We start from the raw sequence: 24,591 nt of genomic DNA, 5'->3' as shown, positions 1-24,591 counted from the left end.
TGGGGTCGCGGGCGGGGTCAGGCCCGGGTCCACCGCTGGTTGGCGCCGCCGTTGCAGGTCCAGATGACGAGCCTGGTCCCGTTGGCGGTGGCGTTGCCCGGCACGTCGAGGCACTTGTTCGCGCCGACGGCCGTGAGCGTGCCGTCGGCGCCGAGCCGCCACTGCTGGTTGGTCTGGCCGTTGCAGTCCCAGATGATCACGCGGGTGCCGTCGGCGGTGCCTCGGTCGTACACGTCGAGGCACTTGCCGCCGTAGACGCGCAGCTCGCCCGCGGTGGTGGGGGTCCACTGCTGGTTGGCACCGCCGTTGCAGTCCCAGATCTGGACCTGGGTGCCGCTGGTCTGGGACGCGCCGGGCACGTCCAGGCACCTGCCGGAGCCGGCGCCCTTGAGCGCGGTGGCCGCGGGGGGCGTGCCGCCGCCGGTGACGACGTACATGGCGGCTCCGTGGGCCGGGACGGAGGCGCTGATCGTGCCCGTCGAGGAGCCGGTCGTGTGGGCCCACAGGTCGCGTACGGAGTAGGTGGCGGCGGCGCCGAGGCCGAGCGCGGAGGCGGTGGTGGAGACGGTGGCCGCGGCGCCGCCCCGGTTGAGCAGCACGACGGCGGCCGAGCCCGTGCCCGTGCCGGTCGCGGCCATCGGCTTGCGCCAGACCTCCAGGTCGCCGCTGTCGGCGATCTTCTGCCCCTGCCTGCCGCCCCAGTCCTGGTCGACGGCGATGACCTCGCCGTTGGTGAGGATCGTCCGGGTCTCGGCGCTCATCGAGCGCAGGTCGTTGCCCGCGACGAGCGGCGCGTTGAGCAGCGCCCAGAGGCTGAAGTGGGCCCGCGACTCGGTGGCCGTGAGCCCGGCGTTGCCGACCTCCAGCATGTCCGGGTCGTTCCAGCCGCCCGGCCCCGAATACGCCGAGAGCCCCGCCTGGCTGTCCAGGATGCTCATGACCGAGCCCCAGTTCGCCTGGATGTCGCCCGTGGTGCGCCAGGAGTTGCCGACCGGCATGCCCCAGGTCCAGACGGCGTCCTGGCCCCAGTTGCACAGGCTGTAGAGGATGGGCCGGCCGGTGGCGGCCAGCGCGTCGCGCATGGCGGTGTAGCGCTGCTGCGCGCTCTGCCCGAGGTGGTCGCCGCAGTTGTCGTACTTGAGGTAGTCCACGCCCCAGGACGCCCACAGGGCCGCGTCCCTGCGCTCGTTGCCGAGGCTGGCCGGATAGCCGGCGCAGGTCGTGGTGCCGGCCGAGGAGTAGATGCCGAGCTTGAGCCCCTTGGCGTGCACGTAGTCGGCGACGGCCTTGACGCCGCCGGGGAACTTCTGCGGGTCGGGGACGAGGTCGCCGGCCGCGTCGCGGGTCCTGGTGGACCAGCAGTCGTCGATGTTGACGTAGGTGTAGCCGGCCGCGGCCATGCCGGAGGCGACCATGGCGTCGGCCGTCTGCCTGACGAGGGCGTCGCTGACCGAGCAGCCGAAGCTGTTCCAGTCGTTCCACCCCATCTGGGGCGTTCTGGCCAGGCCGTTGTCCAGGGCGGCGGCCGGGGGCGCGAGGCCGGCGACGGCCGTCAGGCAGGTCGCGGTGAGGGCCAGGGCGAGGGTTGACCGAAGGATCGCACGCATGGGACTCCTTCAACACCGAGGGGTGAGGACCCAACATGATCCGACTAAATCAAACAGGATCGTCCGTCGGTTTGCGTGTGCAGTCAAGGGGTCTTGAGGGATTCTGTTGCCTGCCGTTCGGCGCGCAAAGGGCTTCCGAAGGGGTGACCCGGAGCCCTCCGGGCCGCGTTTCAAGTCGCTGACCTGCGGTTACTATCTGTAGCGGTTAGATCATCGACAGTGATTGGATCGGTGTGATGCGACGACTCATCGCAACACTTGTCTCTTGCGCCACCGCCGGCGCTCTTCCGCTCGTCACCGCCGGTCCGGCTGCCGCCGACCCGCGTCCGGAGCCGATCGAGTACGTGGCCCCGGACTACGACGTCAGGGGTCCGTACATCCTCGCCGACGACCCGTGGTGGCACCACCACCACAGGCACCACGGCGACCACCACTGGGACGGCGACCGTTCCTGGGACGGCGACCGCGACAAGGACGACCGGCACAAGGACGACGACCGCTGCAAGGACGACGACCACGGCAAGGAATACGCCTGGTACCAGGACGACGACCGGTACAAGGACGACGACGACCGCTGCAAGGACGACGCCCACGGCAAGGAGCACGCCTGGTACCAGGACGACGACCGCGACAAGGACGACGACCGGTACAAGGACGACGACCGGTACCGCGACGACGACCGCTACCGGGACGACGACCGTTACCGGGACGAGGAGCGCGACGACGACGACCGCTACCGCGACGGCGACCGCGACTGGGGCTACAACTACCGGTACGTGACCTCGCTGCGCTGCAGCCTGGGCGGCGGCGTCGTCGTGCGCAGCTGGCACAGCCCGACCAGGCTGTCCTGCTACGGCGGACGGTACAACGGATACTGGGTGGTCAGCTACGGGCTGTGATGCCCGTGGCTGCCATCAGGGCGGGTCCGCACCACGCGGGCCCGCCCTTCTCGTGCCCGCCTACGGCGCGCACATGGTGAACCTGACCGACTTCGTCCTGGGCGAGGGGGTCAGGATCCGGTAGGTGACGGTGTGCCTGCCCTTCGCGGGGGTGATGAGCCTCCTGGAGCTGACGTAGCCGCTGCGGCTGTTGGCGGGGAAGCGGGACGAGCCGCGCTCGATGACCCTGCCGTCATAGAGCCACTGGTAGGAGTAGGCGGCGCCGGGGCGGCTGGCGTTCACCCCGGCGGCGAAGTTCACCGCGCCGGTGTAGCAGGCGACTCCGGCCGAGTTGATCGTCGAGGAGCCCTGGACGCGCACGTACGCCAGGGCGAAGGAGGCCCTGCGGGTGGTGGCGGGCGGTGTCGTGGAGCGTTCCGACGGGCCCGTGGCGGAGGGGGTGGGGCGGGTCGCGCGCCGCTGCGGCGTCCTCGTGGGCCTCGACGCCGCCGTGCCGTGCCGGGACGGCCCCGCCGAGGCGGACGTGCGCACGGGCTCGCGGGCGGACCGCACCTCGGCGTCCGCCTGACGCTTGCCGGAGTTCCACACCACGACGCCGGCCGCCACCGACACGGCCACCGCCCCGGCCGCCAGCGCCAGCACCGGCGACCGCCGTCCCACCGCCCGCCTGGACCGGCCCGCCGGCGAGGCGACCGGACCGTCGGCCGTCCCCGCGGGAGCGTGCCGATGACCGTCAGGAGGCTCCGCGGCCGTTCCCTCGGGAGCGTGCCCATGATCGTCAGGAGGCTCCGCGGCCGTTCCCGCGGGAGCGTCCCGAGAGTCCTCGGGAGGCGCCGGGGTGGCGGGGCGGGGCTCGCCCAGGACGAGCGGCAGGACGGCCGTCATGGGCGGGCGGGCCTGCGGATCCTTGGCCAGGCAGGCGCGGACGATGTCACGCAGCGGGTCCGGCAGGTCGCCGAGCTGGGGCTCGCCGCGCAGGATGCGTCCGGCGACCGCGGCCGGGGCGTCGTCGCCGAACGGCGGCCGGCCCGTGGCCGCGAACACCATCACCGACGCCCAGGCGAAGACGTCCGCCGCCGCTCCCGCCGCTGCACCCGCCGTCGCCCTCGCCGCTGCACCCGCCGTCGCCCTCGACGTTGCGCCCGCCGTCGGGCCCGCCGTCGCCCCTGACGTTGCGCTCGCCGTGTGCCCGTCCAGTTGCTCCGGCGCCATGTACGCCACCGCGCCGCCGTCGGAGCCGTGCCCTGGCCCGGTGCCCGCGCCGGCGCGGCCGGAGCCCGGGCCGGTTCCCGCGGCGCCGAAGCCGACCAGGCGTGCGCCGTCCCGGCCGAGCAGCACGCTGGACGGCTTGAGGTCGCCGTGCGTGAGCCCCGCCCGGTGCAGCGCGGCCAGCCCCGTGGCCGTGCCGACCGCCAGGTGCCGCAGGTTCCCGCCGCCGAGCCAGCCCACCTCGGCCAGCGACGGCCCCTCCACGTACTCGCTCACGATGTACGACAGCCGCCCCCAGGCCGCGTCGAGCACCCGCGCGACGCCCGGCGAGTCCACCCGGCGGGCCGTCTCCGTCAGGGCGGCGAACCGCTCACCGGCCACGACCCCGTGCAGGACCTTGACGGCCACGGGCCGCCCGTCCGGCCCCTGGCCGAGGTAGACGACCCCCTGCCCGCCGGAGGCCAGCCATCCGGTGATCCGGTGGGCCCCCAAGGACGTGGGATCTCCAGGACGTAAGGGCTCGGCGTTCGGCATGAGGCGGTGACTCCTGGGACAGCAGCGGTACCGAATCATGAACTTTAGCGGGATGAATCAGGATCCGCCGCCCGCGGGTTCACCTCACCGTTCGGCGCGGGACCCGTCCTGCGCCCATTGGACAGCAGCCGGCTCCTCACACTACGGTAATCATCAGCACTACTGACGATCAGTAGTGCTGATGACAAGGAGTTGGGGCAATGATCCTCATCACGGGTGGGCTCGGTTTCATCGGCACGCACACCGCGCGAGCGCTGCTCGACCTCGGCGAATCCGTCGTGCTCGTCCAGCGCAGGGCCCCCGAGGTGCCCGCGCCGCTGGCCGGGGAGGCGGAGGGGCGGCTCGTCGTCGAGCGGGCCGACCTCACCGACCGGGCGGCGCTGCTCGCCCTGGGCGACCGGCACAAGATCACCGGAATCGTGCACCTGGCGGGCTCGATGCCCTGGCCGGTCGGCGCGCACGAGCCGGTCGAGGCGGTCGAGAAGTCCGTCGCGAGCCTGCTCAACGTCTTCCACGCCGCCACCGAGTGGCAGGTGTCCCGGCTCGGCCTGGCCAGCACCATCGGCGTCTACGGCGGCGTCGAGGCCCCGAGCCCGCTGGCCGAGGACCTGCCGCTGGCGATGTCGGCCGGCCACCCGATCCCGACGTTCAAGAAGATCGGCGAGCTGATGGCCGGCCATCTGGCCGAGACCGCCGGGCTGGACGTGGTCAACCTCCGCATCGGCGCGATCTGGGGGCCGCTCGGCCACGCGCGTTCGCCGTTCTTCCTCCTGCCGCAGCTCGTGCACGCCGCCGTGCAGGGCGCCGCGCCGGACCTGACGAGCCCCGCGTGGGGCGCGTACGCCGGGGACGGCGGCGACCTGTGCTACGTCAAGGACTGCGGCCGGGCCATCGCCCTGCTGCAGACGGCCGAGCGGCTGCGCCACCGCACGTACAACGTCGCCACCGGCCGGATGACCACCAACGGCGAGGTCGCCGCGGCGATCCGGCGGGCCGTGCCCGGCGCGGACGTCGAGCTGCGGGAGGGCCGCGACCCCGCCGGCCCCGGCCGCGACCTGTGCCTCGACGTCACCCGGCTGCGCGAGGACACCGGCTTCGAGCCCGCCTACGACACCGCCTCCGGGATCGCCGACTACGTCTCCTGGCTGCGCGCGGGAAACGCCCGCTGACCGGGCGCGGCACCGTGGCCCCCGACGGTACCCGGCGGCTGGTCAGCGGCGGTCCAGGCACCCCTGCCTGCCGAGCAGCCGGAACGCCCGCGCGGCCGGCGGCGGCAGTGCGCGGTAGGACCTGGGGAACACCGCCCGTACGGCGGCGGGCCGGTCCGGGGCTCGCTGCTCGGCGGCGAGGTCGCCGTCGAGGTCGCCGTCGAGGTCACCGGCGAGGTCGCCATCGAGGTCACCGGCGAGGTCACCGGCGAGGTCGGCCATGGTGAGCGACGGGTTCACCACCAGGTGCTCGGCCACGATGCGCAGCGCCAGCGGAAGATATCCGCACAACCGCGTCATGCCGGCGACGGCCCGCGGCTCGGCGGCGATGCGTTCCGCGCCGGCGGCGGCGGCCAGCAGGTCGGCGGACTCGGCGGCGGTCAGGGTGCCCAGGGCGAGGTGGTGGGCGCCGTCCCGGGCGACCAGACCGCCCAGCCGGTGGCGGCTGGTCACCAGCACCAGGCAGCCGGGGTTGCCGGGCAGCAGCGCGCGGACCTGGTCCGTGGAGACGGCGTCGTCCAGCAGGACGAGCATGCGCCGGCCGCCGATCAGGCTGCGGAACAGGGCCGCCCGCTCCCCCACGTCGCCGGGCAGGCGCCGCAGGTCCGGGGCGAGGGCCCGGACGAGCTGGGCCAGCGCCTCGGCGGGCGGCAGCGGCCCCCGTTCCACGTCGGAGCCGCGCAGGTCGAGGTGGAGCTGGCCGTCCGGGAACCGGCCGGCCACGCGGTGCGCGAAGTGCACGGCGAGCGCGCTCTTGCCGACGCCGGCGACGCCGTCGATCACCGCGATCGCGATGGCGTTGCCGGAGTCCGGCATCAGTTCCGCCAGGCGGGCGAGCTCGGCGCAGCGGCCGGTGAAGCCCGGCACGTCGTGCGGGAGCTGCGCCGGACGCGGCCGCTCGGGAGGACCGGCCACGGCCAGCTCCCACAGCGCCACCAGGCGCGCGGTGTCGCCGCAGCACGCCTTGCTGATGGCCTCGACGGCCTGGCGGGGCGGCAGCAGCTTGCCGCTGAGGTAGCGCTGGAGCGAGGACTTGCTGCAGTGCGTGTGCCCGGCCAGCTGCACCAGCCCGAGACCGGAGGCGGCCTTGAGCAGGCTCAGTTCGGCCGCGAGCATGCGGGCGTGGATGCCGTTCACCACTGCGGGGCTCATTCGCCCGCCTCCTTTTCCGGGGTTCACAGGACGTTCCAGGCGCGGATGACCGGGGGTCAGGCGTTCGCGAAGTAGGCGTACAGGTCGACGTCGACGCTCACCTGCCCGGCGCCCTCGTTCTTCAGCACCACCGACCCGTCGGCGCGGACGGCGGCGATGGTGGACCCGACGGCGTCCTTGCCCGCCGGGTAGGCGACGACGCGGGCGGTCGAGGGCCCGCTCTGCGGCAGCACCGAGACGGTCCCGGCGGCCGAGCCCCGCGCGGCCACGGTCAGCGCGACCGCGGTGACGCCGGAGGCGGGCAGGCCGGTGAAGCGCACGGTCTTGGTGCCGCCCGCCGGGATCGCCAGGGCCCGTCCCGCCGACGTGGGACGGACGGCCTTGACCAGCGCGCCGCGCCGCTCGGCGGAGAAGTAGCCGGTGACGTCCACGGAGATCTCGGCGTTGTCGTAGCCGAGGTTGTGCACGTTGATCTTGCCGTCCTGGCCCGGTTTGACGATCGTGTGGAACTGCGTGGTGAGGTTCGCCGGGTAGTCGATGTTGGCGTCGACGGGGTAGGCGTCCCCGGCGGCGTACATCCGTACGGTGCCGGTCGACGGGCTCTTCAGCACGACCGTGAGGGCGACCTGGGCGACCCCGGTGGCGGGCAGGCCCTTCACGCCCGCGACGGACAGCTCGTAATTGCCCAGCGCGGGGATGACCGTGTGGTCGGCCACCCGGGCGGGCGTGACGGGGAAGTAGGTGCCGCCCACGGCGGCGGCCGCCTTGTCGAGGGTGTGGCCGTGCGCGTCGAGCGTCACCTTGACGGGGCCCGTCCCGCGGTTGACCACCTTGACCTTGCCGTCGGCGCCGACCCTGGCGATGATCATGGTGGAGGCGTAGCGGGAGGTGTCGTAGGCGAGCACCTTGCCGTCCGGTTCCTGCTCGTCGGAGGCGTGCACGGTGATCGTCCCGGTGTTGAAGAAGTCGCCCTTGGCGCTGACGTTGAGCGCGACGGACCGCACGCCCTGCGCGGGCAGCCCGGCCACCCCCGCCACCTGCACGGCCATGGTGGAGTTGGCGCTGATCCGGACGTTGTCCAGGATCCTGCCCCGCGAGTGGAAGTACTGGTCGGGCCCCGGCCGGGGCGTCGCGCCCTGGGCGGCGGCGTCGAGCTGGATGCGGGGCGTGGTGGCGCCGGTGTAGGCGATCGCGCGCCCGGTCTCCTTGAGCTTGGCCTCCAGAGCCGCGGGCCCGACCCCGGGGAACGCCTGGCTCAGCACCGCGAGCGCCCCGGCGACGTGCGGCGCGGCCATCGACGTGCCGCTCATGGACGCCCAGCGGTCGCCGGGCACGGAGGAGACGATGTCGCTGCCGGGTGCCAGCAGATCCAGCAGCGGGCCGCGGTTGCTGAAGGAGGACAGGACGTCGGCGTCGGTGGTGCTGCCCACGGCGACGGCCGACGAGACGCAGGCGGGGGCGGCCACCCCGTTCGGGGAGGCGTCGTTGCCGGCCGCCACGACGGTGGCGACCCCGGCCGCCAGCAGGGCGTCGATGAGAGCCTTGCGCTCGTCGATTTCGCAGGGCGCGGTGTACTCGCCGCCGCCCAGGCTCATGTTGACCGCCACGATGGGCAGTGTCGCCTTCAGCGCCTGGACCTTCTCCAGCGCGGCCACCTGGGCGCTGACGAAGCTGAGCAGGCACGGCGTGCCGAGGGAACGGCAATGGACGTCGGAGTCGAAGCGGCTGAAGACCTGGATGGCCACGAGGTCGGCGCCCGGCGCGACCCCGCTCCCGCCGTCGCCGTCGATCCCTTCGCCGTCACCGGCGATGATCCCGGCCACGTGCGTCCCGTGGGAGCAGTCCAGCAACTCGTCGGAGCAGCCGCCGCGCTCGGCGTCGGCCGAGCCGGGGCCGTCCTGCTCGGGGGTGCCGTCGGGGCACAGGCTGGTGGCGGAGTAGTCGGGGTCGGCGGGTGAGAAGCACGCCTCGGCCACGACGCGGCCGCCGAGGAAGGGGTGGCCGGTGGCGACGCCGGTGTCCAGCACGGCCACGGCGGTGCCCGCGCCGGTCAGGCCGGCCGCCCTGGTGCGGTCGCCGCCGATCAGCGGGACGCTCTGCCCGAGGGCCGGCGGCACCGGCCGATCCTCGGACACGCTGAGCACGCCCGGCCTGGCGGCGAGCCGCTGGAGGCCCGCCCGGTCGGTCCGCAGGGTGACCATGGGCAGGCGGGACAGCGTCTGGAGCACCTGGCCTGCGCCGGAGCCGGAGACGGCGGCCAGCTCGTCGCGATCCCTGGTCACGACGTTGACCCGGAGCCTGCCTCCGGCGTCGAGCTTGCGGGCCAGTCCGGGATCCACCCACGGCACCGCGTCCGCCCGCTGCCCCGCCTCCGCGCGCTGCCCCGCCGCGGCGGCCGACGAGCCGGTCGCGACGGCGAGCGAGGAGAGCAGGATCGCCGTCAGGACGAGCACGCGGTGGATGGTCGCCGTGACGGTGGCTGATCGCCTCATGAGGCTCTCCTTCGGCGCGGGACGAAGATGCCCGCGCAATGTAAGCGCCCCCTGTTGCCACCCGTTTGCCAGCGACGTCAGCGCCCTTCGCGGCTGCCGATCCGGCTGAAGATGGCGGTCGACTCCTGGCGGGCGGCGCCGGCGTGCGCGGCCTCGCCGTTGCGCGACGCCAGGCGGGCCAGGACGGAGAGCGTGCGGGCGCGCCACAGCGGCAGCTCCAGCGTGTCCCACAGGTCGAGGGAGGCGGACAGCGCGGCCCTGGACTCGGCCACCGCGTCCTGCTCCAGGCGCAGCTCGCCGAGCGTCCGCAGGCCGAGCGCGCGGCCGAAGCGGTCGTCCTGGCGGGTGAAGACGCGCAGGCTCGCCTGGAGCGCCCGCTCGGCCTGCGGCAGGTCGCCCACGCGGATCCGGATCTTGGCCAGGGACTGGTCGGCGTAGGCCGTCCCGTGCGGGTCGGACAGGGCGGCGAACAGGCGGCGGGACTCGCGCGTCCTGGTCGCGGCGTGCCCGTACTCGCCCCTCGCCCGGTGCACCAGCCCGATGCTGCGCTGGAGCAGGGCCTGGCAGCGCAGGTCACCGATCTTCTGGTACGTCTGCAGCGCCCGGCCGAGCAGCCACAGCGCCAGCTCGTCGTCGCCGCGTTCGCGTTCCACGAAGCCCAGCATGTAGATGGCGTGCGCGTGCCCGGCCTGGTCGCCGAGGGCGGAGCAGAGCGAGGCCGCCTCCAGCAGGTCGGTCTCCCCCTCGGCGAACCAGCCGCCCTCGGCCCGTACCGTGCCCAGCCCGGACAGGGCGGCCGCCAGGTGCCGCCGGTCGCCGAGCCGCTGGAAGGCCCGCCGGGCCTCCTCGTAGGCGGCGACGGACTCGGCGAAGCGGTCCTGGGCGAAGCGGATCCGGCCCAGGCCGAGCATCACCAGCCCCTCCCCCTCCAGGTCGCCGGACCGCCTGACGGCCTCGGGGCCGCCGGCGCCGCCCTGCCCTGACCGGCCGCCGAGGCGGGGGTCGCCGCGCAGGATGTCCAGGCGCAGCCGTACCAGGGCGGGGCCGGGATCGAGTCCCAGCTCGTCGTTCAGGTGGGCGCGTGACCGTTCGAAGGCGTCCAGGGCCTCGGCGATGCGGCCGGAGCGGTAGAGCGCGAGCATCAGCAGGCCCACCAGCCGTTCACGGGTGGGGGCGGTCGCCACCTCCTCGGCCAGCGCGCCGAGGACCTGCCGGTGGCGGCCGAGCCGCAACGACGCCTCGGCGTGCTCCTCGATCGCCTCGCGCCGAGCCTCCTCCAGCCGGACGCAGAGCGTGTCGCGGGCGGCGCCGACGGCCGCTTCGTCGAGCACCGGGCCACGCCACAACTCCAGCGCCTGCCGCAGCAGCCCGGCCTTCTCCTCGTCGTCGTCGCTCCCCCCGGCCCGCTCCCTCAGCACGGCGAACCGGTGGGCGTCCACGGCCATGGGGTCGATGCGCAACCCGTAGCCGGAGCCGGTGGCGAACACCTCCACGTCGCTCCCGGCGGCGTCCGCGAGCAGGCCGCGCAGCCGGGAGACGAGCACCTGGACCTGCCTGCGCGCGCCCTGCGGCGCCCCCTCGGGCCAGAGCACCTCGGCCAGGCGCTGGAGCGGGACGACCCGGCCGGCCGACAGAGCCAGCACGCCGAGCAACAGCCGCTGCTGCCGCCTGCGCAACACCACCGGCGCCCCCGCCCACCGGAAGTCGACCGCCCCCAGCACCCGGACGCCGTCGTTCGGTGAATTGATCACCTCCCCATGATTGACCGACTGTCGAAGCCCACCGTCAACCGATATTCAACCGAGACAAATCCCGCATTTGTCCGAAGAAACCTTGGCGGCTCCGATACGTGGGCGATATCCGACTGAGACGAACCAACCGTCAAGAGGAGGCAAGTCACGTTCCGTAACGCTTGCTCAAGCCTGAACAGCACGACACGGACCGATCCGGAAGACGTTTCACCGACCCCCTAGACCGGCCATCGCCTCTAATGCAACGCCGTCGAACGCACGCAGGACTCCCTCGACGACCACCCGAACCATAGCCGCGAGAGAACGATCACAACGCCCGTAGCCGTCAACACATGACGGAGCCCCGCCGAAACATTCAACAGCGAGGCCCCGTTCGTGTCACTCAAACTCAATGCCCGCGTCCGGACAGTTGGATCCGAGTGAATACACTTAGCGAATAGCATTCGCTCGGAAAACACTCAGAGCGGAAAGTCGTTATGCCACGGGGCATCCAACTCCTCCGGGTCAGCACCTGCCTCCCTGACTGCACTGTCGATTTCCGAGATCTCATCGACGATTTTAACGTAGGGCGTGTCGAAGTCCCCGTCATAGAAACAGATGTTCTCGTCCACGAGACGCTTGGGTACCTCGATCGCAGCGATACGGAATCGGCCATCCTGCATGGGGACGACCCAGACCCACGAGTAGCGGTCAGGATCGCTACTCGGTCGACGGGCCGAGATCTCCGCCTTGGTCATGACCAGGCGATTCTCAGCTTGGGTCCTCATTTACTCTCTCCAGAAGATCCGGATGATGGGGCCGTCGAAGGTATGGATCTGCAGGTGCGGGAAGTCTCCATCAGCGTTATCCGCTCCATGACCGAGAACACGTCCGTCGGAACCGAGCTCATCGTCCCAATGATAGGTGCCGGACTTCCGGCCGAAGTACTGCCTTGTACCCGGCCCGTCAAAGCCCTGAGCGTTCCGATAGCCATGCCCTTGAAACTTCCCAAGGAACAGCTCCTCCGCCTGACTACGCGACTGAACATGGATGCTGGTCGCGCCCTCGTCAATGGCCTTGGCGGCCTTGGAAACGGCCCCGCTGGACCAAGGAATATCACAAGGTCCGGAGTTGTGGACGAGTACGGCCTGGTCACCCGCCAACACGTAGTACGTGTGGAGGTCGGCGACGGTGAGGTTGTGGACGCGGGCCTGGGCCGTCCAGGACCTGACCACCTTGATCTGGACGTAGGTGCCGGCGGCCGTACGGAGGAGCTGGCCGGGATGTAAGTCCTTGGCCTCGCGCCAGTTCCCCGCGTCCGCCACCCAGAAGGGGTGGCCGTCGGTGGCGACGATGTCGCGGGTGCTGCCGCCGCCGTTGTCCACGGTGACGGTGACCAGGTTCTTGGAGCCTTCACCGACGATGGTGGCGGTGACGTCCTTGGCCTCGGTGCGGCCGGTCTCCGGGTCGGTGGCCATGACCCTGTCGCCAGGTTTCAGCTGGTCGATGGGTCTGCTGGCGCCGCCGGCGAGCAGAACTCTCGTTCCTGGGACGAAACTGTTGGACAAGGAGCAGGAGCCGCCTCCGGACGGGTTCTTGCTGCGTTTGCCCGCGCGGGCTATCAGGCCGTCCAGGGCGGCGATCTTCTTGTTGATGTCGTCGATCTTGGCGTCGATGGCCTCGATGGCGCGGCGGGCCGCCTTGATGGCGCCCTGGACCTTTTTGTAGATCTTGATGCCCATCCGGACCCTGGTGGCCAGTTTCCAGATCAGGCCGCCGATCTTCTTGGCCGGCACGAATTCCAGGATCAGGCTGACGCAACTGCCGACGCTGCCGCCTAAACAGCCTTTTATGTCATCTATTTTCAGGAAATCTTTGATGAATCCGATGCCTGCGGCCTTCAAGGCTTCGAGCACCGCGTTCCGCTTGGCGATCTGCTGCTGTTGCTGCCGCTCGTTCTGTTGCGAGTCGCGGGCGTTGTTGAGGCGTTTTCTGGCGCCGTCCCGATCGCAGGGGCCTTCGCAGTCCGGGTTGTCGTGGTCCTCGCCCGGCGCGCAGGGAGGTGCGATGGAGTGGAAGCAGCCGACGCCGGTGCAGCAGGGCTTCTTGCCCGTGGGGTCGGCCAGGGTGGGGGGATTGTTGTTGGCGTAGTTGTAGCCGTTCATCTGCTGGGAGTCGCCCATCTGGATGAGCGGGTCGACGGAGATGAAGCGGCCGGTGAGCGGGTCGTAGCTGCGGGCGCCGAGCGTGGTCAGGTCGGTGCCGGCGTCGTTGATGCCGCCGACGAATCCGCGCTGGTGGTCCTGGGGCCAGGCGCCCTGGCTGCCGCGCAGGGCGCCGAAGGGGGTGTAGCGGCGCTGGCTGAGGGCGCCGGTCTCGGCGTTGATGGCCAGTTCGGCGGTGCCGTGGTGGTCACCGAGGACGTAGGTGACCCCGGTGGTGGTCCGCATGGCGTTGCCGACGTAGCGGCTGGCCGTGGGGCTGGTGGCCCCCTTGACCAGGTGCACCTCCAGACCGGGCAGGTACAGGGTGGTGCCGTCCTTGTCGCGCCGGATGAGCCGCTCGCCGTCGGCGGTGTAGAGGAAGCGGGTCTCGCCCTTCTTGTCGTCGTTGACCTTGACGAGCTCGCCTTCGGCGTCCCAGGTCAGCGTCTGGTTGCTCGCCTGGGTGCGGCGCTCGACGGTGTTGCCGGAGGCGTCGTAGGCGAAGGAGGCGGCGCCGGGGACCGTGGTGAGGCGGTGGGCCTTGGCCGGGTCGTAGACGTAGGCGCGGTCCGACTGCTGGACGCCGCCCGCCGGGCCGGCGCCGTAGAGGGACTCGCTGCGGCGGTTGCCCGTGTCGTCGTAGGTGTAGGCGGCGCGGTAGGGGGCCGGGCCGCCGACGGTGGCGGTCGCGCCGGTGGCGGCGCAGGCCGCGTCGCCGTCCTGGGTCCAGGCCTCCGACAGGCGGGACAGCTCGTCGTAGCGGAAGCACTGGTTGTCGACGCCGTCGCGGGAGGTGTCCTTGATCTGGGTGATGTTCCCGGCGGGCTGGTAGGCGTACTGGGTGCTGCGGTCGGTGCCGGCCATGCCGAAGTGCCAGGTGGTGGCCTTGGCCAGGCGGCCGGTGCCGAACTCGTAGTCGAAGGTCTGGTCGATCTGCTTGCCGTCGCCGCCGGACTGCATGCGCAGGCCGATGACCCGGCCGGTCTTGGTGTAGTCGGTGCCGACGAGGTACGTCGACAGCTGGGACTTGGTGGAGACCAGGCGGCCGAGGTCGTCGTAGGTGTAGGCGATGTTCTCGGCGGGCAGCCCGCCGACGGCGGGGCTGCTGCTCGCGGCGACGCTGCCGTCGAGGTTGTAGCTGGTGTCGAAGACGTACCCCTGGGCGGGCGCCAGGCCGCCCTCGACGGCGGGCAGGACCACCCTGCTGCGCTGCGGGCGGTCCAGGTTGTCGTACGCCTCCACCTGCGTGGTGTACCGGTCGTTGCCGACGATGCGGGTGGAGCTGGTGAGCTGGCCCTTGCGTACGGTGTCGTACACCCACTCGGCGACCTTGGTGCCGGGCGACGACGTGGTGGCGTCGTACTTGGCGACCATGCGGTCGAGCCCGTCGTACTCGATGCCGATCTTCTGGTTGCGGGCGTCGGTCATCAGGACCGGCCGGTCGAGGTCGTCGTAGGCGGTCTTCTCGACGCCGCGGTCGGGGTCGTTCGACTGCACCCGGCGGCCGAGCAGGTCGTAGCTGTAGGACCAGACCTGGTTGCCGGGGCCGGTCACCGACTCCTGCTGGCCGCGGTGGTTGTAGGCGAACTTGGTGACGACCGGCCCGGCGGCCGTCTGCTGCTGGATCTCACAGGTACGCCCGTGCACGTCGGTGTAGGTGGTGACCGGGGTGCCGCCGGACGGGGGGACGACCTTGGTCCAGTCGCCGCCGTACTCGTAGCGGGTGTTCCACAGCTCGTTGACGTCGCCGTCGCTGTTGCCGGACAGCAGCCGTTCGGACAGCAGCCGGCCGCGGCCGTCGTAGGTGTTCCACAGCTGCGACTCCACCGCGCCCACGGTGGCCACCCCGAACCGCTTGGGCTCGGGGTCGCCGTCGGCGTAGTAGGGCGCGAAGGTGTAGTGCACCTGGCCGGCCCCGTTGTAGACGCTGTCGGAGACGATCCGGCCCCTGGTGTCGCCGTTCTTGCCGGGGGCCTGCGACTGCCTGGGCCGCAGCCACCCGTCGAACAGCGTGTACGACGTCTGCTGGCCGCCTTCGCTGGTCAGCGTCTTCGCGCCCACGGCCACGATCGCGCCGGCGTTGACCAGGTACTGGTACTCGTTGTCGGGCGTCATGCTCGTCGTGCGGCCCGGCCCCCAGACCTTCGCGGTGCGGCCCAGCGCGTCCCGTTGCGCGATGGTCACCTTGCCGGCCGCGCCGGTCTCGCGCGTCGCCAGGCCCCACGCCGGGTCGAGCACCCGGGTCGTGACCATGGCCGAGTCGGGGTCGTCGGCGCGGGCCCGCGGGGTGGTGGTGACCACCTGCGTGGTGACGCCGTGCGTCTCGGTGTAGTCGGTGGAGGTGGTCAGCCCGGCGGCGTCGGCGACGGTCTTGGGGCGTCCCAGGTCGTCGTAGGTCGACCGGGCCATCACCTGGTAGCCGGTGACCGCGGTCGCCGAGGCGGCGTTCCCGCGTTCGGTCCTGGTCACGTCCCCGTGCACGGGCGCGGCCTTGAACGCCTTGTCGTCGTAGTAGGTGCGCGCGTCGGCGATCAGGTCGGTGAGCAGGTTCGGCGTGTCGGCGCAGCGGCGGGCCACCGTGGTCACCCGGGCCGGCAGGCGCAGCACCCGCGCCCCGTCGGCGGTCAGCTCGGTCCTGGTGCATTCCTCGTCGCCGGCGACGCCCACCTCGCCCTCGTCGTCGGTGGTCAGCGCGGCGCCGGTGGTCAGGTCGAACTCGGTCACGGTCGAGCGGGTCTGCTGCCAGGACAGGCCGACCAGGCCGAAGGTGCGGGTGGACCTGGTGCCGGTCAGGTTGGCGGTGATCGTGCCCCACGGGCGGGACCTGGAGGCCGTCTGGTGGTACCACGGCGTGCTGATCGACTTGCTCACCGGCACGCCGCCGGCCTTGTCGTAGGTCACGGTGCGCAGGGTCGTGCCGTGCAGGGACTCGTGGTCGGTGTACGTGCCGCCCTCGCCGTCGTCCACGGTGACGGCCTTGGTTCCGCCGGAGACCGCCGCGCGGTCGCCGTTCATGCCCTGGAAGTACCAGTAGTCGGTCTGGGACGGGGTGCCGCCGCCGGCCGCGCTGGTGGCCCCGCCGATCACCCGGACCTTGTCGAAGCCGCGCCAGTTCGACCACGTCTTGAACTTCTCCGGCGTGATGCCGTCGTCGTCGGCGTAGTGCCAGGCGGGCTTGCCGATGCTGTAGTCGTAGCGGGTGACCATGTCCGGGCCGCCGCCGGTCAGGTCGGTCTGGATCAGCTCCCGGACGACGTACTTGTGGAACCAGTCCAGGCTCGGGTCGGCGCCGCCGTTGGAGTTCTGCCAGAACGTCGGGAAGCACAGCCGCCGGTTGCTCGCCGGTTGCGGCAGGTCGGAGGGGCTGCAGTCCATCCCCGAGTAGGTGACGTCGAGCTTGCCGCCGGTCTCGTTCTGGATCGAGGCCACCCGCTCCTTGACGAACGGGCCGACGTCGTCGCCGAGTTTGTCCACCCGGTTGGCGAGCTGCTGGTAGACGAAGCTCACCGGCGGCATGGTGACCGGCGCCGCACCGGCGTGCCCGGTGTGGACGATGTCGGTGAGCTTGAGCTGCCGGTCCACGTCGGCGATGCCCCACAGGTGCTTGAACTCCCAGGAGTCCACGTCGCGGTGGCCGGTGCCGGCCGCGTTGACGACCTTGGTGGTGACCTTCGTCAGGCGCTTGCGGGTCCAGAAGCTCGGCGAGGCCGTCCCCTTGCCGTCCTTGCACTCGGTGCCCTCGTCGCAGTTCATGTCCCAGGGCACGTCCGGCCAGCGGACCGGATGGGCGGAGATGTCGGCGCACTCCGCCGCGGTCAGCAGGCAGCGCTCGGCGTTGGTGAAGTCCACCCGCGCGGGCGGCGTGGCCGGGAACAGGTCGCCGGTGCGCAGGCCGTACTGGATGGAGGTCAGGTAGCCGCCGCGGTCGTAGGCGGTGTCGTCGGCGGCGCGCAGGTTGCGGCCGTAGCGGTTCTGCTCCTTGGCGTAGTAGAAGGTCACCGCGTTGCCGTGGGTGTCCTCGATGTAGTCGAGGTTCCACCGCCAGGTCTGACGGCACCAGGAGTCCTTGAAGGCGTCCTTGTGGCAGGGCTCGCCGGCGTCGTCGCCGAACACCGGGACGTCCCAGGCGGAGTTGGTCTGGGGTTTGCCGGCGGTCCAGCCCGGCAGGCGGTTCTTGCCGAAGTAGTACTGGGTGCCGTCGGCGGTGGTCACGCGCCAGTACTCGTTGTCCTCGTCGCCGTTGGCGGTGTCGGCGGCGGTGCCGGTGAGGCGCTGGACCCGGGTGCCGTCGTCCCTGGCCAGGACCCAGGTGTCGGGGCCGGTCGGGACGAGCTCGCCGCCCGATCCGCCGAGCGCGAGCGTGGCGTTGTCGTAGGCCCAGCACTGGTCCATCGGCTCGACCTGGTAGGTCGGGTCCTTGGGGACGCCGTCGTCCTTGCAGGACTTGTACTTGCGCTCGATGTACCCGGGCGACAGCTCGAAGCCGTCGCCGAGCCAGGATGCCTGGTTGTTGGTGGTGGCGGTGCGCCCGTCGATGGAGGCGGCGGAGTAGTTGACTACCAGGTTCGGCACCAGCCCGCCCGGCACCGGCGGCACCCGCAGCGGGTAGGACCAGGTGAAGTCGCCCGTCTGCGGGCTGACCTGCCAGGTCGCCGACGGCGACAGCGAGGTGACGCCGAAGTCGCCCTTGTCACCCGACGTCCCGGAGGTCACGGCCAGCACCATCGGCTCGGCGGCCAGGTCGACGTCGGCGCTGAGCGTCCTGGTCTCGGTGTCGTTGCGGCCCTTCAGCGGCACGGCCTGGCGGCACTCGGCCTTGTCCGGGCTGGTCAGGGCACATGCGGGCAGGGCCGCCAGGCGCACCCGGGAACCGAAGCCGCCTCCGTAGGCTTCGGCGAAGGGGGCGTAGTCCACCTTCATCGTGACCTTGCCCGGCGGTCCCGACGTGCGGGCCGCGGTGAAGACCGGGCCGCCGACGCCCGCGCGCTGCGAGGCCGCGCGGTCGTGGGTCTGGATCCGCACCCGCCCGGCGGCGGAGGCGGCGTCGGCCGCCGTCGCGGACAGCGTGCCCGCCTTGCGGGCGGCGGCGGACGCCGGGGCGGCCGCCAGGTCCACCTCGACCGTGCCGGGCGCGGGCCAGGCGGCCACGGGGTCGGGGGCCTTCGGTTCGGTGATCCGTGGCTTCACCGCGGCGGGCCGGCCGGGCACGACCCGTTCCCGGTCGACGGGCTTGGGCCGATCCCGCTCGGCGGCGGCGCTCGCGGAGGGGACCGTCGTCGGCACGACCATCAGGCCGACAGTGAGCAGCAACGTGAGGGCCGCGCGGAGCAGCCGGGACCAGGAAGAGCGACGTCGGCGTGCGGCATGGACGCGCATGCCGTACCTCCCAGGGAAGAGAGCGGAAGCGGCAGGAGGGACGGCGGGGGCGCCGGCGCGGCGCCCCCGCACCGGGGTCAGTCGGGGGTGTTGTCGTTGAGCGCGTCTTCGGAGACGGTCGTCATCTCCGACCACAGGGACAACAGGTCGATCAGGCTGCCGTCCGCGGGGCCGCGCAGCACCCACACGTCGTCGACGTGGCCCGACCAGTTCAGGCCCGTCCCGCCGCGGCCGAGCTGGGCCGAGGTGATGGGGCCCGACAGGGTGACGTCGTTGCGGTAGGACTTGACCTCGGCCTCCGGAGCCGCTTCGAGGGTGCCGTTCACCCAGAACTCCAGCGTCTTCTCCCGTGCCCGGTAGACGATCGCCAGGTGGTCCCAGTCGCCGAACCCGGTGTGGAAGGCGGGATGTTCCACGACGGTGCCGCCGGGGATCTCCACGACGTACCGGCCGGTCTCGCCCATGTCCGGGTCGCCGCGGGCGGGGTCGAACTTCACCGTCAGCGCGCTGCCGGTGGCCATGGGCAGGTTCAGCAGGGTCATCGCCCTGCGCGCCTGGCCGCTGGTCTCCACCCAGGCCGAGAGGGTGAAGCTCTCCCGCGGATCCAGCACGGCCGACTCGACGGCCGCGTAGTCGCCGGTCGCGCCCGGCAGGCGCAGGGAGCCGGGCACGACGCTGTTGCTCATGGGGGTCTTGGCCACGAAGCGGGCCGCGCCGTACAGCTTGACGGGGGTTCTGGGCGCCTCGCCGCTGTCGTCGGGGACGTTGTTGAGGTGCCACTTGTGCGTCACCGTCAGCATCTCCTTGGACAGCGCCGCCGCCTCCTCGACGCCGACGATCCGGTCGTAGACGCGGACGTCGTCGATCTTGCCGGGGAAGTGGTCGAGCGGCTGGGCGCCCCACAGGACGCGGCCGATGGTGAGCGGGCCGTTGGCCGCCCAGGCGGCGGTGTAGTCCATCTCGGTGCCGGGCTCGCCGTTGACGTAGATGCGCACCTTCCTGGCCACCGAGTCGAAGACGCCCATCAGGTGCGTCCACTCGCCGGGTCTGGCCTGTTTCGCCGACCACGCGCTGGCCGAGGCCGCCGAGGTCGAGTCGGCGTTCATGCGCCAGAACACCCATTTGCGGTTCGGCGCGTCGTAGCGCAGGCAGAAGCCGGACACGTTGGCGCCGTCCTGGGCCAGCACGGTGGCGTAGGACGAGGGCAGGACGTCCGGCAGCTTCGCCCACGCCGTGACCGTGAAGCTCTTGGTGGTGTCGAGCACCGCGGCGTCGGTGCGGGCGTAGGCGGTGGTTCCGTTGCCGGCCATCGCCGTGCCGCGGGAACCGGCCACGCCGAGCTGCGGCGTGCCCGCGGTACGGGCCGGGTAGCGGCCGCCGGTCTCCGCCAGGGTGGTGGCGCCGGCCGGGTCGTTGAGCTTCCAGTGGGCCTTCGGCCCGCGGCCGGGCGCGACCCGGAACCGGTAGACGGCCGACCCCTTGGAGTAGTTGCCCGCCTGGTCCTTGACGCGGACGTAGAGGCTGTTGCTGCCGACGACCTTGGGCAGGATCTGCACCGTCTCGGTGGCGCTGCCCGCGGTCCTCTTGTGGAACTGGGTGGGGTCGTCGTTGACCGCGTACGCCCACTCGGTCACCGACGGGTCGAAGGTGATGACGAACCGGCCGTAGCGGCCCATGCCGTCCTGCGGCGTCTGCGCCGGGTCGAGGGGGTCCTCCGCGGCGTACCCGTCGGCGCCGGACGAGGTGATCACCGGCAGCGGCGGCGCCTTGGTGTCGAAGACGAAGTAGCAGGCGGTCGCCGCCCCGGCCGAGCTCCACGGCCCCTTGCCCTTGCGGCTGTCCTGGGCGCGCACCTGCCAGTTGACGACGGTGTTCTCCGGCAGCAGCCCGCGCGGCACCTGCGCCATGAAGCTGTTGCCCGCCTTGCCGGACTTGGCGCTCTTGGCCGGCGTGAGGTACCGCCATTCCTTGTTCTGCCCGGCGGCGTTCTTCCACGACACCAGGAACTCCGCCTGGACCTTGTCGGCCGTGCGGTTGTAGGTGTCGGGGTCGCGGAGGTTCTTGGCGATCAGCTTCGGCGTGGACCAGTTGAACACCGACGGGTTGCCCGGCCCCTTGCAGGGGCCGCCCGGCTCCATCTCCAGCTGGCTCATTCTCGGCTGCAACGGCGGCCGGTTGTAGTGCACCCGCAGGTAGGCGCGCGACTCGAACCGCTTCCAGCCGAGCTGGTCGCCCTCGTCGGCGGCGCGCAGGCCGAACGTGGTGTCCCGCCAGCCCTTCTGCGCCGCCTCCTTGACGCCCGAGGTCACGTTGAACAGCACGTCACCGGCGGGGCAGGACTTGGCGGCGCAGCCCGACCACCCCTTGGCCACGTTGCGGCTGTCCAGCTTGCGCAGCCAGTTGTCGGAGGTGGAGTTCCAGGTGGAGTTCTTGCCGAACGCCTTGGCCAGGTGGATGTTGACCGGCCGCTTGCTGCCGGAGGCGGCCCACACCTCCCGTACGTGGAACTCGGCGGACAGCACCTGCTTGCCGGCCAGCCAGCCGGTGGGGATGCGGTAGAACAGCCGCTTCTTGTGCGGGGAGCCGCAGCTCTTGCCGCTGGAGGGCAGGCCGATCGGGCATCGGCCCATGCCCTGGTCCTTGGTGAAGTTGTAGAGCTCGAATCCGCTGCTGGCCACCATGAGGTTCGCCGAGCTCATCGGCGTGCGGTACATCGGGTCGATGTAGACGGGGAACGTCGTGTCGGCCGCGGTCAGCATGGCCGGGTCGGGGGTCAGCGTGAGCTGTCCCTGGCCCAGTTCGGTGCCGATCGTGGCGATCTTCGACGCGTCGCCGGGGGTGCCGTCCGTGGCGTGCGTGGTCGGCGGGTCGACGGGGCCGTCCTCGCCCACGGTGCCCGTGCCCGCGGCGGGGGGCGCGGGCGCCGAGTCCCACATGACGGGCTTGGGCGCCTCGAAGATCACCGCGCCGTTGTCGGGGTCGACCGCCTCCTGCGTGCCGTCGGCGCCGGTGCTCACCGTCAGCGTCGGCGCGGACAGGCCGAGGGTCAGGCTGGCCAGCCGGGGGTCCTGGGCGGCGGCGGGGGTCTTCACCACCAGCGTGTGCGCGAAGCCGTCCGCGGTGGCCCGCACGCGCAGGTCCACGTCCGGCCCGAGCACGCCGGCGTACACGGCGGTGTCGCCGTCCAGGCTCGGCGTGGGCAGCGTGGTCGGCCAGGTCAGCGACATGGTGTGGCCGGAGCGGGTGAGCGTGGCCATCGGCCCCGTCCCGCCGGCCGACAGCCTGAGGTCCACCAGCGAGGAGTACGGCCGGACCGTCCCGTCCTGGAACCGCAGGCCGTTGTACAGGGGGACCCACGTGTCGCCCTGCTTCTTCCTGATCGGGGCGAGCCGGTCGTTGACGTACATCGTGCCTTCGGGGGTGGCGTACACCTCGCGCGTCTCGCCCCGCTCGGCCAGCACCTCCACCAGTTGCCCCGTGGCCTCGGCGGAGGCCAGCGCCTCGGCCTCGGTCTGCCGGGGATCGGTGGAGACGGTCCACTTCTGTTCGGTCAGCGAGACGTTGTCCAGGAAGGCCGTCAGCGCGCCCTGGCCGCCGAGCTGGAAGGTGAGCGCCCCGGTGGTGGTGTCGGCGGTGGAGTCGAAGGTGTAGGAGAAGTGTTGCGGCTGGTCGGGCAGCTCCACGTCCGTGGCGAAGATCTCCGGGCAGGTCTCGGCGTCCTCGCAGAGCACGGCCTTGACGGTCGCCGCGGCGGTGGCGTGGGCGTCGAAGGAGAGCGTGTACGTCTTCTTGGCCTGCAACGTGCGCCCGAGCTGGCGCAGGTGTGCCTGCCCCGGTTCGGTGGTGCCGTCGGCAACGGTGACCTTGAGCACGCCGTTCTCCACCGCCGTCGTGGTCGGCCCGGCGGCCTCCCATGACGCGGCGTCCGTGGTGAACTCCCCGTTGAGCAGCAGCTTCTTGCTGAACGAACCCCGTCCGTAGAAGGCGACCTTCTGGTACGTCCAGCCTTCGGCCAGCGCGCGCGCCTTCTCCGCCTCGCCGACCGCGTACCGGTGGGAGGGGCCCTTGACGAGCTGGTGGACCGGGAGCAGCCCGTCCCCGGCCGCGGCCTGGGCGTGGAAGCGCACGCCCTCGTTCACGTAGCCCTGCGCGACGGCCTGGTCGCGCTCGCTCTGGTCGAGGGTGAAGATACGGTCGCCGCCCGCCTTGCGCAGGCCGGTGACCGGCGACAGCCCGGTCACCGCCTCGCGCGAGACGTGCAGCACCTGACCCTCAGGGGTGTAACCCCATTTCGTCACCGCGCTGTCGTACTCCGTCTCCCAGGTGGTGAACAGCGTGTTGTCGGTGCCGGTGGTGCCCCGTAGCCGGAACAGGGGTTTGACCATCCACGCGGTGGCGGCGTCCACCGCTTCGGCGACCGCCTGCGGCGGCGTCCACACCGTGCCGGCCAGACCGCCAACGGCCAGCGACGCCGCTGCCAGGACGGCCGTCCACCTTCGTAACCCCATGCGTACTCCCCTGGTACACGATCGCGTGGCATGCGTTCCGCCACAGCATCGATCGGCTCGGACCGCCGGGGTAGGCCGCGGCCGCCGGTTGGGAAAACGTGGGAAACGCTTCCCGCCCGGCCCCCTCTCCGGCGGGCCCGGCGTGGCAGCATGAACGCGACCGCTGACACCCCCGCCGGGAAGGGCCCCCATGAACACCGCGGACCTGTACGACGAGCGCGGCGACGAGCTCGACTCCTGCGACCTGCAGCTGCGCCAGTACGGCGGCCGCCGCGCCTTCCACGGCACGATCGTCACCGTGCGCTGCCACCAGGACAACGCCCTGCTCAAGGCGGTCCTGTCGGAGCCCGGCGAGGGCCGGGTCCTGGTGGTGGACGGCGGCGGCTCGCTGCACGCCGCGCTGATGGGCGACATGATCGCGGGCGGCGCGGTGGCGGCCGGCTGGGCGGGCGTGGTGATCCACGGCGCCGTCCGGGACGTGACCGCGCTGCGCGAGCTCGACCTCGGCGTGAAGGCCCTGGGTTCCAACCCGCGTAAGAGCGGCAAGACGGGCACGGGCGAGCGGGACGTGCCGGTGACGTTCGGCGGCGTCACGTTCTCACCGGGGGCCGAGCTGTTCAGCGACGACGACGGCATCCTGGTCACCCGCGTACCGGGCTGACCCCGCCGCCGCGCGGGCTTCCACGGGGCCGCCGGGGTGTGGTTTCGTGACAGGACATCACGATCCGGAGGCGGACCATGGCATTCCAGCTCATCGTTCTCTACCACCACCCCGAGGACGTCGCGGCCTTCGACCGGCACTACGACGAGATCCACGCGCCCCTGGCGGCCAAGCTTCCGGGCCTGCGGGGCTACACCGTCCAGCGGCCGGTGGCCGGCGGCGGTCAGCGGCCCGCCTACCACCTGGTCGCGGTGCTGACCTGGGACGACGAGCAGGCGTTCATCGCGGCGATGAGCAGCGAGGAGGGGCAGGCGGCGGTCGCCGACGTGGGCGAGTTCGCCGGGTCGGGGGTCACGATGACGACCGGGCCGTCGGGTTCGGTGCTCTGAACATGCGAGAAGGGCGTCCCCCCGCGGGGAACGCCCTTCTCGTCGTACGCGCGTGTTACTTCTTGACCGACAGCGGGGCCGTGCCGGTGTCCTGCTGACGCCAGGCGCCCGTGTCGAACGCCACCGGAGCGGCCTTCCTGCCCACACCGTCACCCCACTTGGTGACCACGTACTGGATCTTGATGTGACCCTCGCCCTTCACACCGTCCACACCCAGCGTGTCCGGATTGAACCGGCCACCGGTCAGCTCGGCGAACGTCTTGGCGTCCAGGTCCAGCATCACCCCACGGCTGGAGGGGTCACCAGGACCACGGTCACCCACGAAGAACGGCAGCTTCTTACCCTGGTAGACCACGTAACCCTCGGTCATCAGCGGCCACGACGGCGAAGCCGCCAGGCCCTTCTGCATCGGCTTGCCGGCCGCCGGCAGACCCGTGTCACCGGCGCGACCCGAGGAGTCGTCCCAGAAGTAGGACGCCGTCGTCGAACCGGCCAGCACACCCCGGCCGTTCACATCCGCATCAGCGCTCGCGGGATGAGCGGCGGCACCGATCGTCAGCGCCGACAGAGCAGCGGCGGAAAGCATGGCGAAAGAACGCAGGCGAGCAGTCATCAGCAGTCT

13 protein-coding genes are annotated in these 24,591 nt (G+C 71.8%); 4 read left to right on the top strand and 9 right to left on the bottom strand.

Annotated features, from left to right (window positions below):
- Positions 1–17 precede the first annotated feature (17 nt).
- Positions 18–1,607: a glycoside hydrolase family 27 protein gene (locus tag ACWEJ6_RS42480; RefSeq protein ID WP_452431226.1), complete on the bottom strand. Its 1,590-nt coding sequence runs from the start codon at positions 1,605–1,607 to the stop codon at positions 18–20.
- Between the two features lie 236 nt (positions 1,608–1,843).
- Between ACWEJ6_RS42480 and ACWEJ6_RS42475 the strand changes: the two genes are divergently transcribed.
- A complete protein-coding gene (locus ACWEJ6_RS42475) occupies positions 1,844–2,506 on the top strand; it encodes a hypothetical protein (RefSeq protein ID WP_452431225.1) in 663 nt (220 codons plus the stop codon).
- 60 nt (positions 2,507–2,566) lie between these two features.
- On the opposite strand, the gene ACWEJ6_RS42470 is transcribed toward ACWEJ6_RS42475, so the two are convergent.
- Entirely contained in the window at positions 2,567–4,249 is a 1,683-nt protein-coding gene (locus ACWEJ6_RS42470) for a protein kinase domain-containing protein (protein ID WP_452431224.1), read from the bottom strand.
- Between the two features lie 200 nt (positions 4,250–4,449).
- Here ACWEJ6_RS42470 and ACWEJ6_RS42465 point away from each other — a divergent pair, with 200 nt between their 5' ends.
- Positions 4,450–5,418, top strand: coding sequence for an NAD-dependent epimerase/dehydratase family protein (locus ACWEJ6_RS42465; RefSeq protein WP_452431223.1), 969 nt, complete (start codon positions 4,450–4,452; stop codon positions 5,416–5,418).
- A gap of 42 nt (positions 5,419–5,460) precedes the next feature.
- On the opposite strand, the gene ACWEJ6_RS42460 is transcribed toward ACWEJ6_RS42465, so the two are convergent.
- From ACWEJ6_RS42460 to ACWEJ6_RS42435, 6 genes are all read right to left on the bottom strand, one after another.
- Entirely contained in the window at positions 5,461–6,609 is a 1,149-nt protein-coding gene (locus tag ACWEJ6_RS42460; protein WP_452431222.1) for a helix-turn-helix domain-containing protein, read from the bottom strand.
- A 56-nt stretch (positions 6,610–6,665) separates the two neighbouring features.
- The gene (locus ACWEJ6_RS42455; RefSeq protein WP_452431221.1) at positions 6,666–9,101 is read right to left on the bottom strand and encodes a S8 family peptidase; all 2,436 of its coding nucleotides are present in this window, start codon (positions 9,099–9,101) and stop codon (positions 6,666–6,668) included.
- A 77-nt stretch (positions 9,102–9,178) separates the two neighbouring features.
- Positions 9,179–10,852, bottom strand: a complete 1,674-nt coding sequence (locus ACWEJ6_RS42450) for a BTAD domain-containing putative transcriptional regulator (RefSeq protein WP_452431220.1) — start codon at positions 10,850–10,852, stop codon at positions 9,179–9,181.
- A 458-nt stretch (positions 10,853–11,310) separates the two neighbouring features.
- Positions 11,311–11,589: a hypothetical protein gene (locus ACWEJ6_RS42445; protein ID WP_452431219.1), complete on the bottom strand. Its 279-nt coding sequence runs from the start codon at positions 11,587–11,589 to the stop codon at positions 11,311–11,313.
- A gap of 30 nt (positions 11,590–11,619) precedes the next feature.
- Entirely contained in the window at positions 11,620–18,411 is a 6,792-nt protein-coding gene (locus tag ACWEJ6_RS42440; RefSeq protein WP_452431218.1) for a polymorphic toxin-type HINT domain-containing protein, read from the bottom strand.
- 77 nt (positions 18,412–18,488) lie between these two features.
- Complete coding sequence (locus ACWEJ6_RS42435) at positions 18,489–22,919, bottom strand: LamG-like jellyroll fold domain-containing protein (RefSeq protein ID WP_452431217.1); 4,431 nt, start codon at positions 22,917–22,919, stop codon at positions 18,489–18,491.
- 190 nt (positions 22,920–23,109) lie between these two features.
- On the opposite strand from ACWEJ6_RS42435, the gene rraA reads away from it, so the two are divergent.
- A complete protein-coding gene (gene rraA, locus ACWEJ6_RS42430) occupies positions 23,110–23,580 on the top strand; it encodes a ribonuclease E activity regulator RraA (protein WP_358302365.1) in 471 nt (156 codons plus the stop codon).
- 77 nt (positions 23,581–23,657) lie between these two features.
- Positions 23,658–23,969, top strand: coding sequence for an EthD family reductase (locus ACWEJ6_RS42425; RefSeq protein WP_358302368.1), 312 nt, complete (start codon positions 23,658–23,660; stop codon positions 23,967–23,969).
- A gap of 55 nt (positions 23,970–24,024) precedes the next feature.
- Here ACWEJ6_RS42425 and ACWEJ6_RS42420 read toward each other — a convergent pair.
- On the bottom strand, positions 24,025–24,591 hold a 567-nt coding region (locus tag ACWEJ6_RS42420), incomplete at its 5' end, for a hypothetical protein (protein WP_452431216.1).

The sequence above is a fragment of the Nonomuraea sp. NPDC004702 genome (assembly GCF_053601695.1).
The sequence above is the reverse complement of the archived record's forward strand: the minus strand, read 5'-3'. Positions and strand labels throughout refer to the sequence as shown.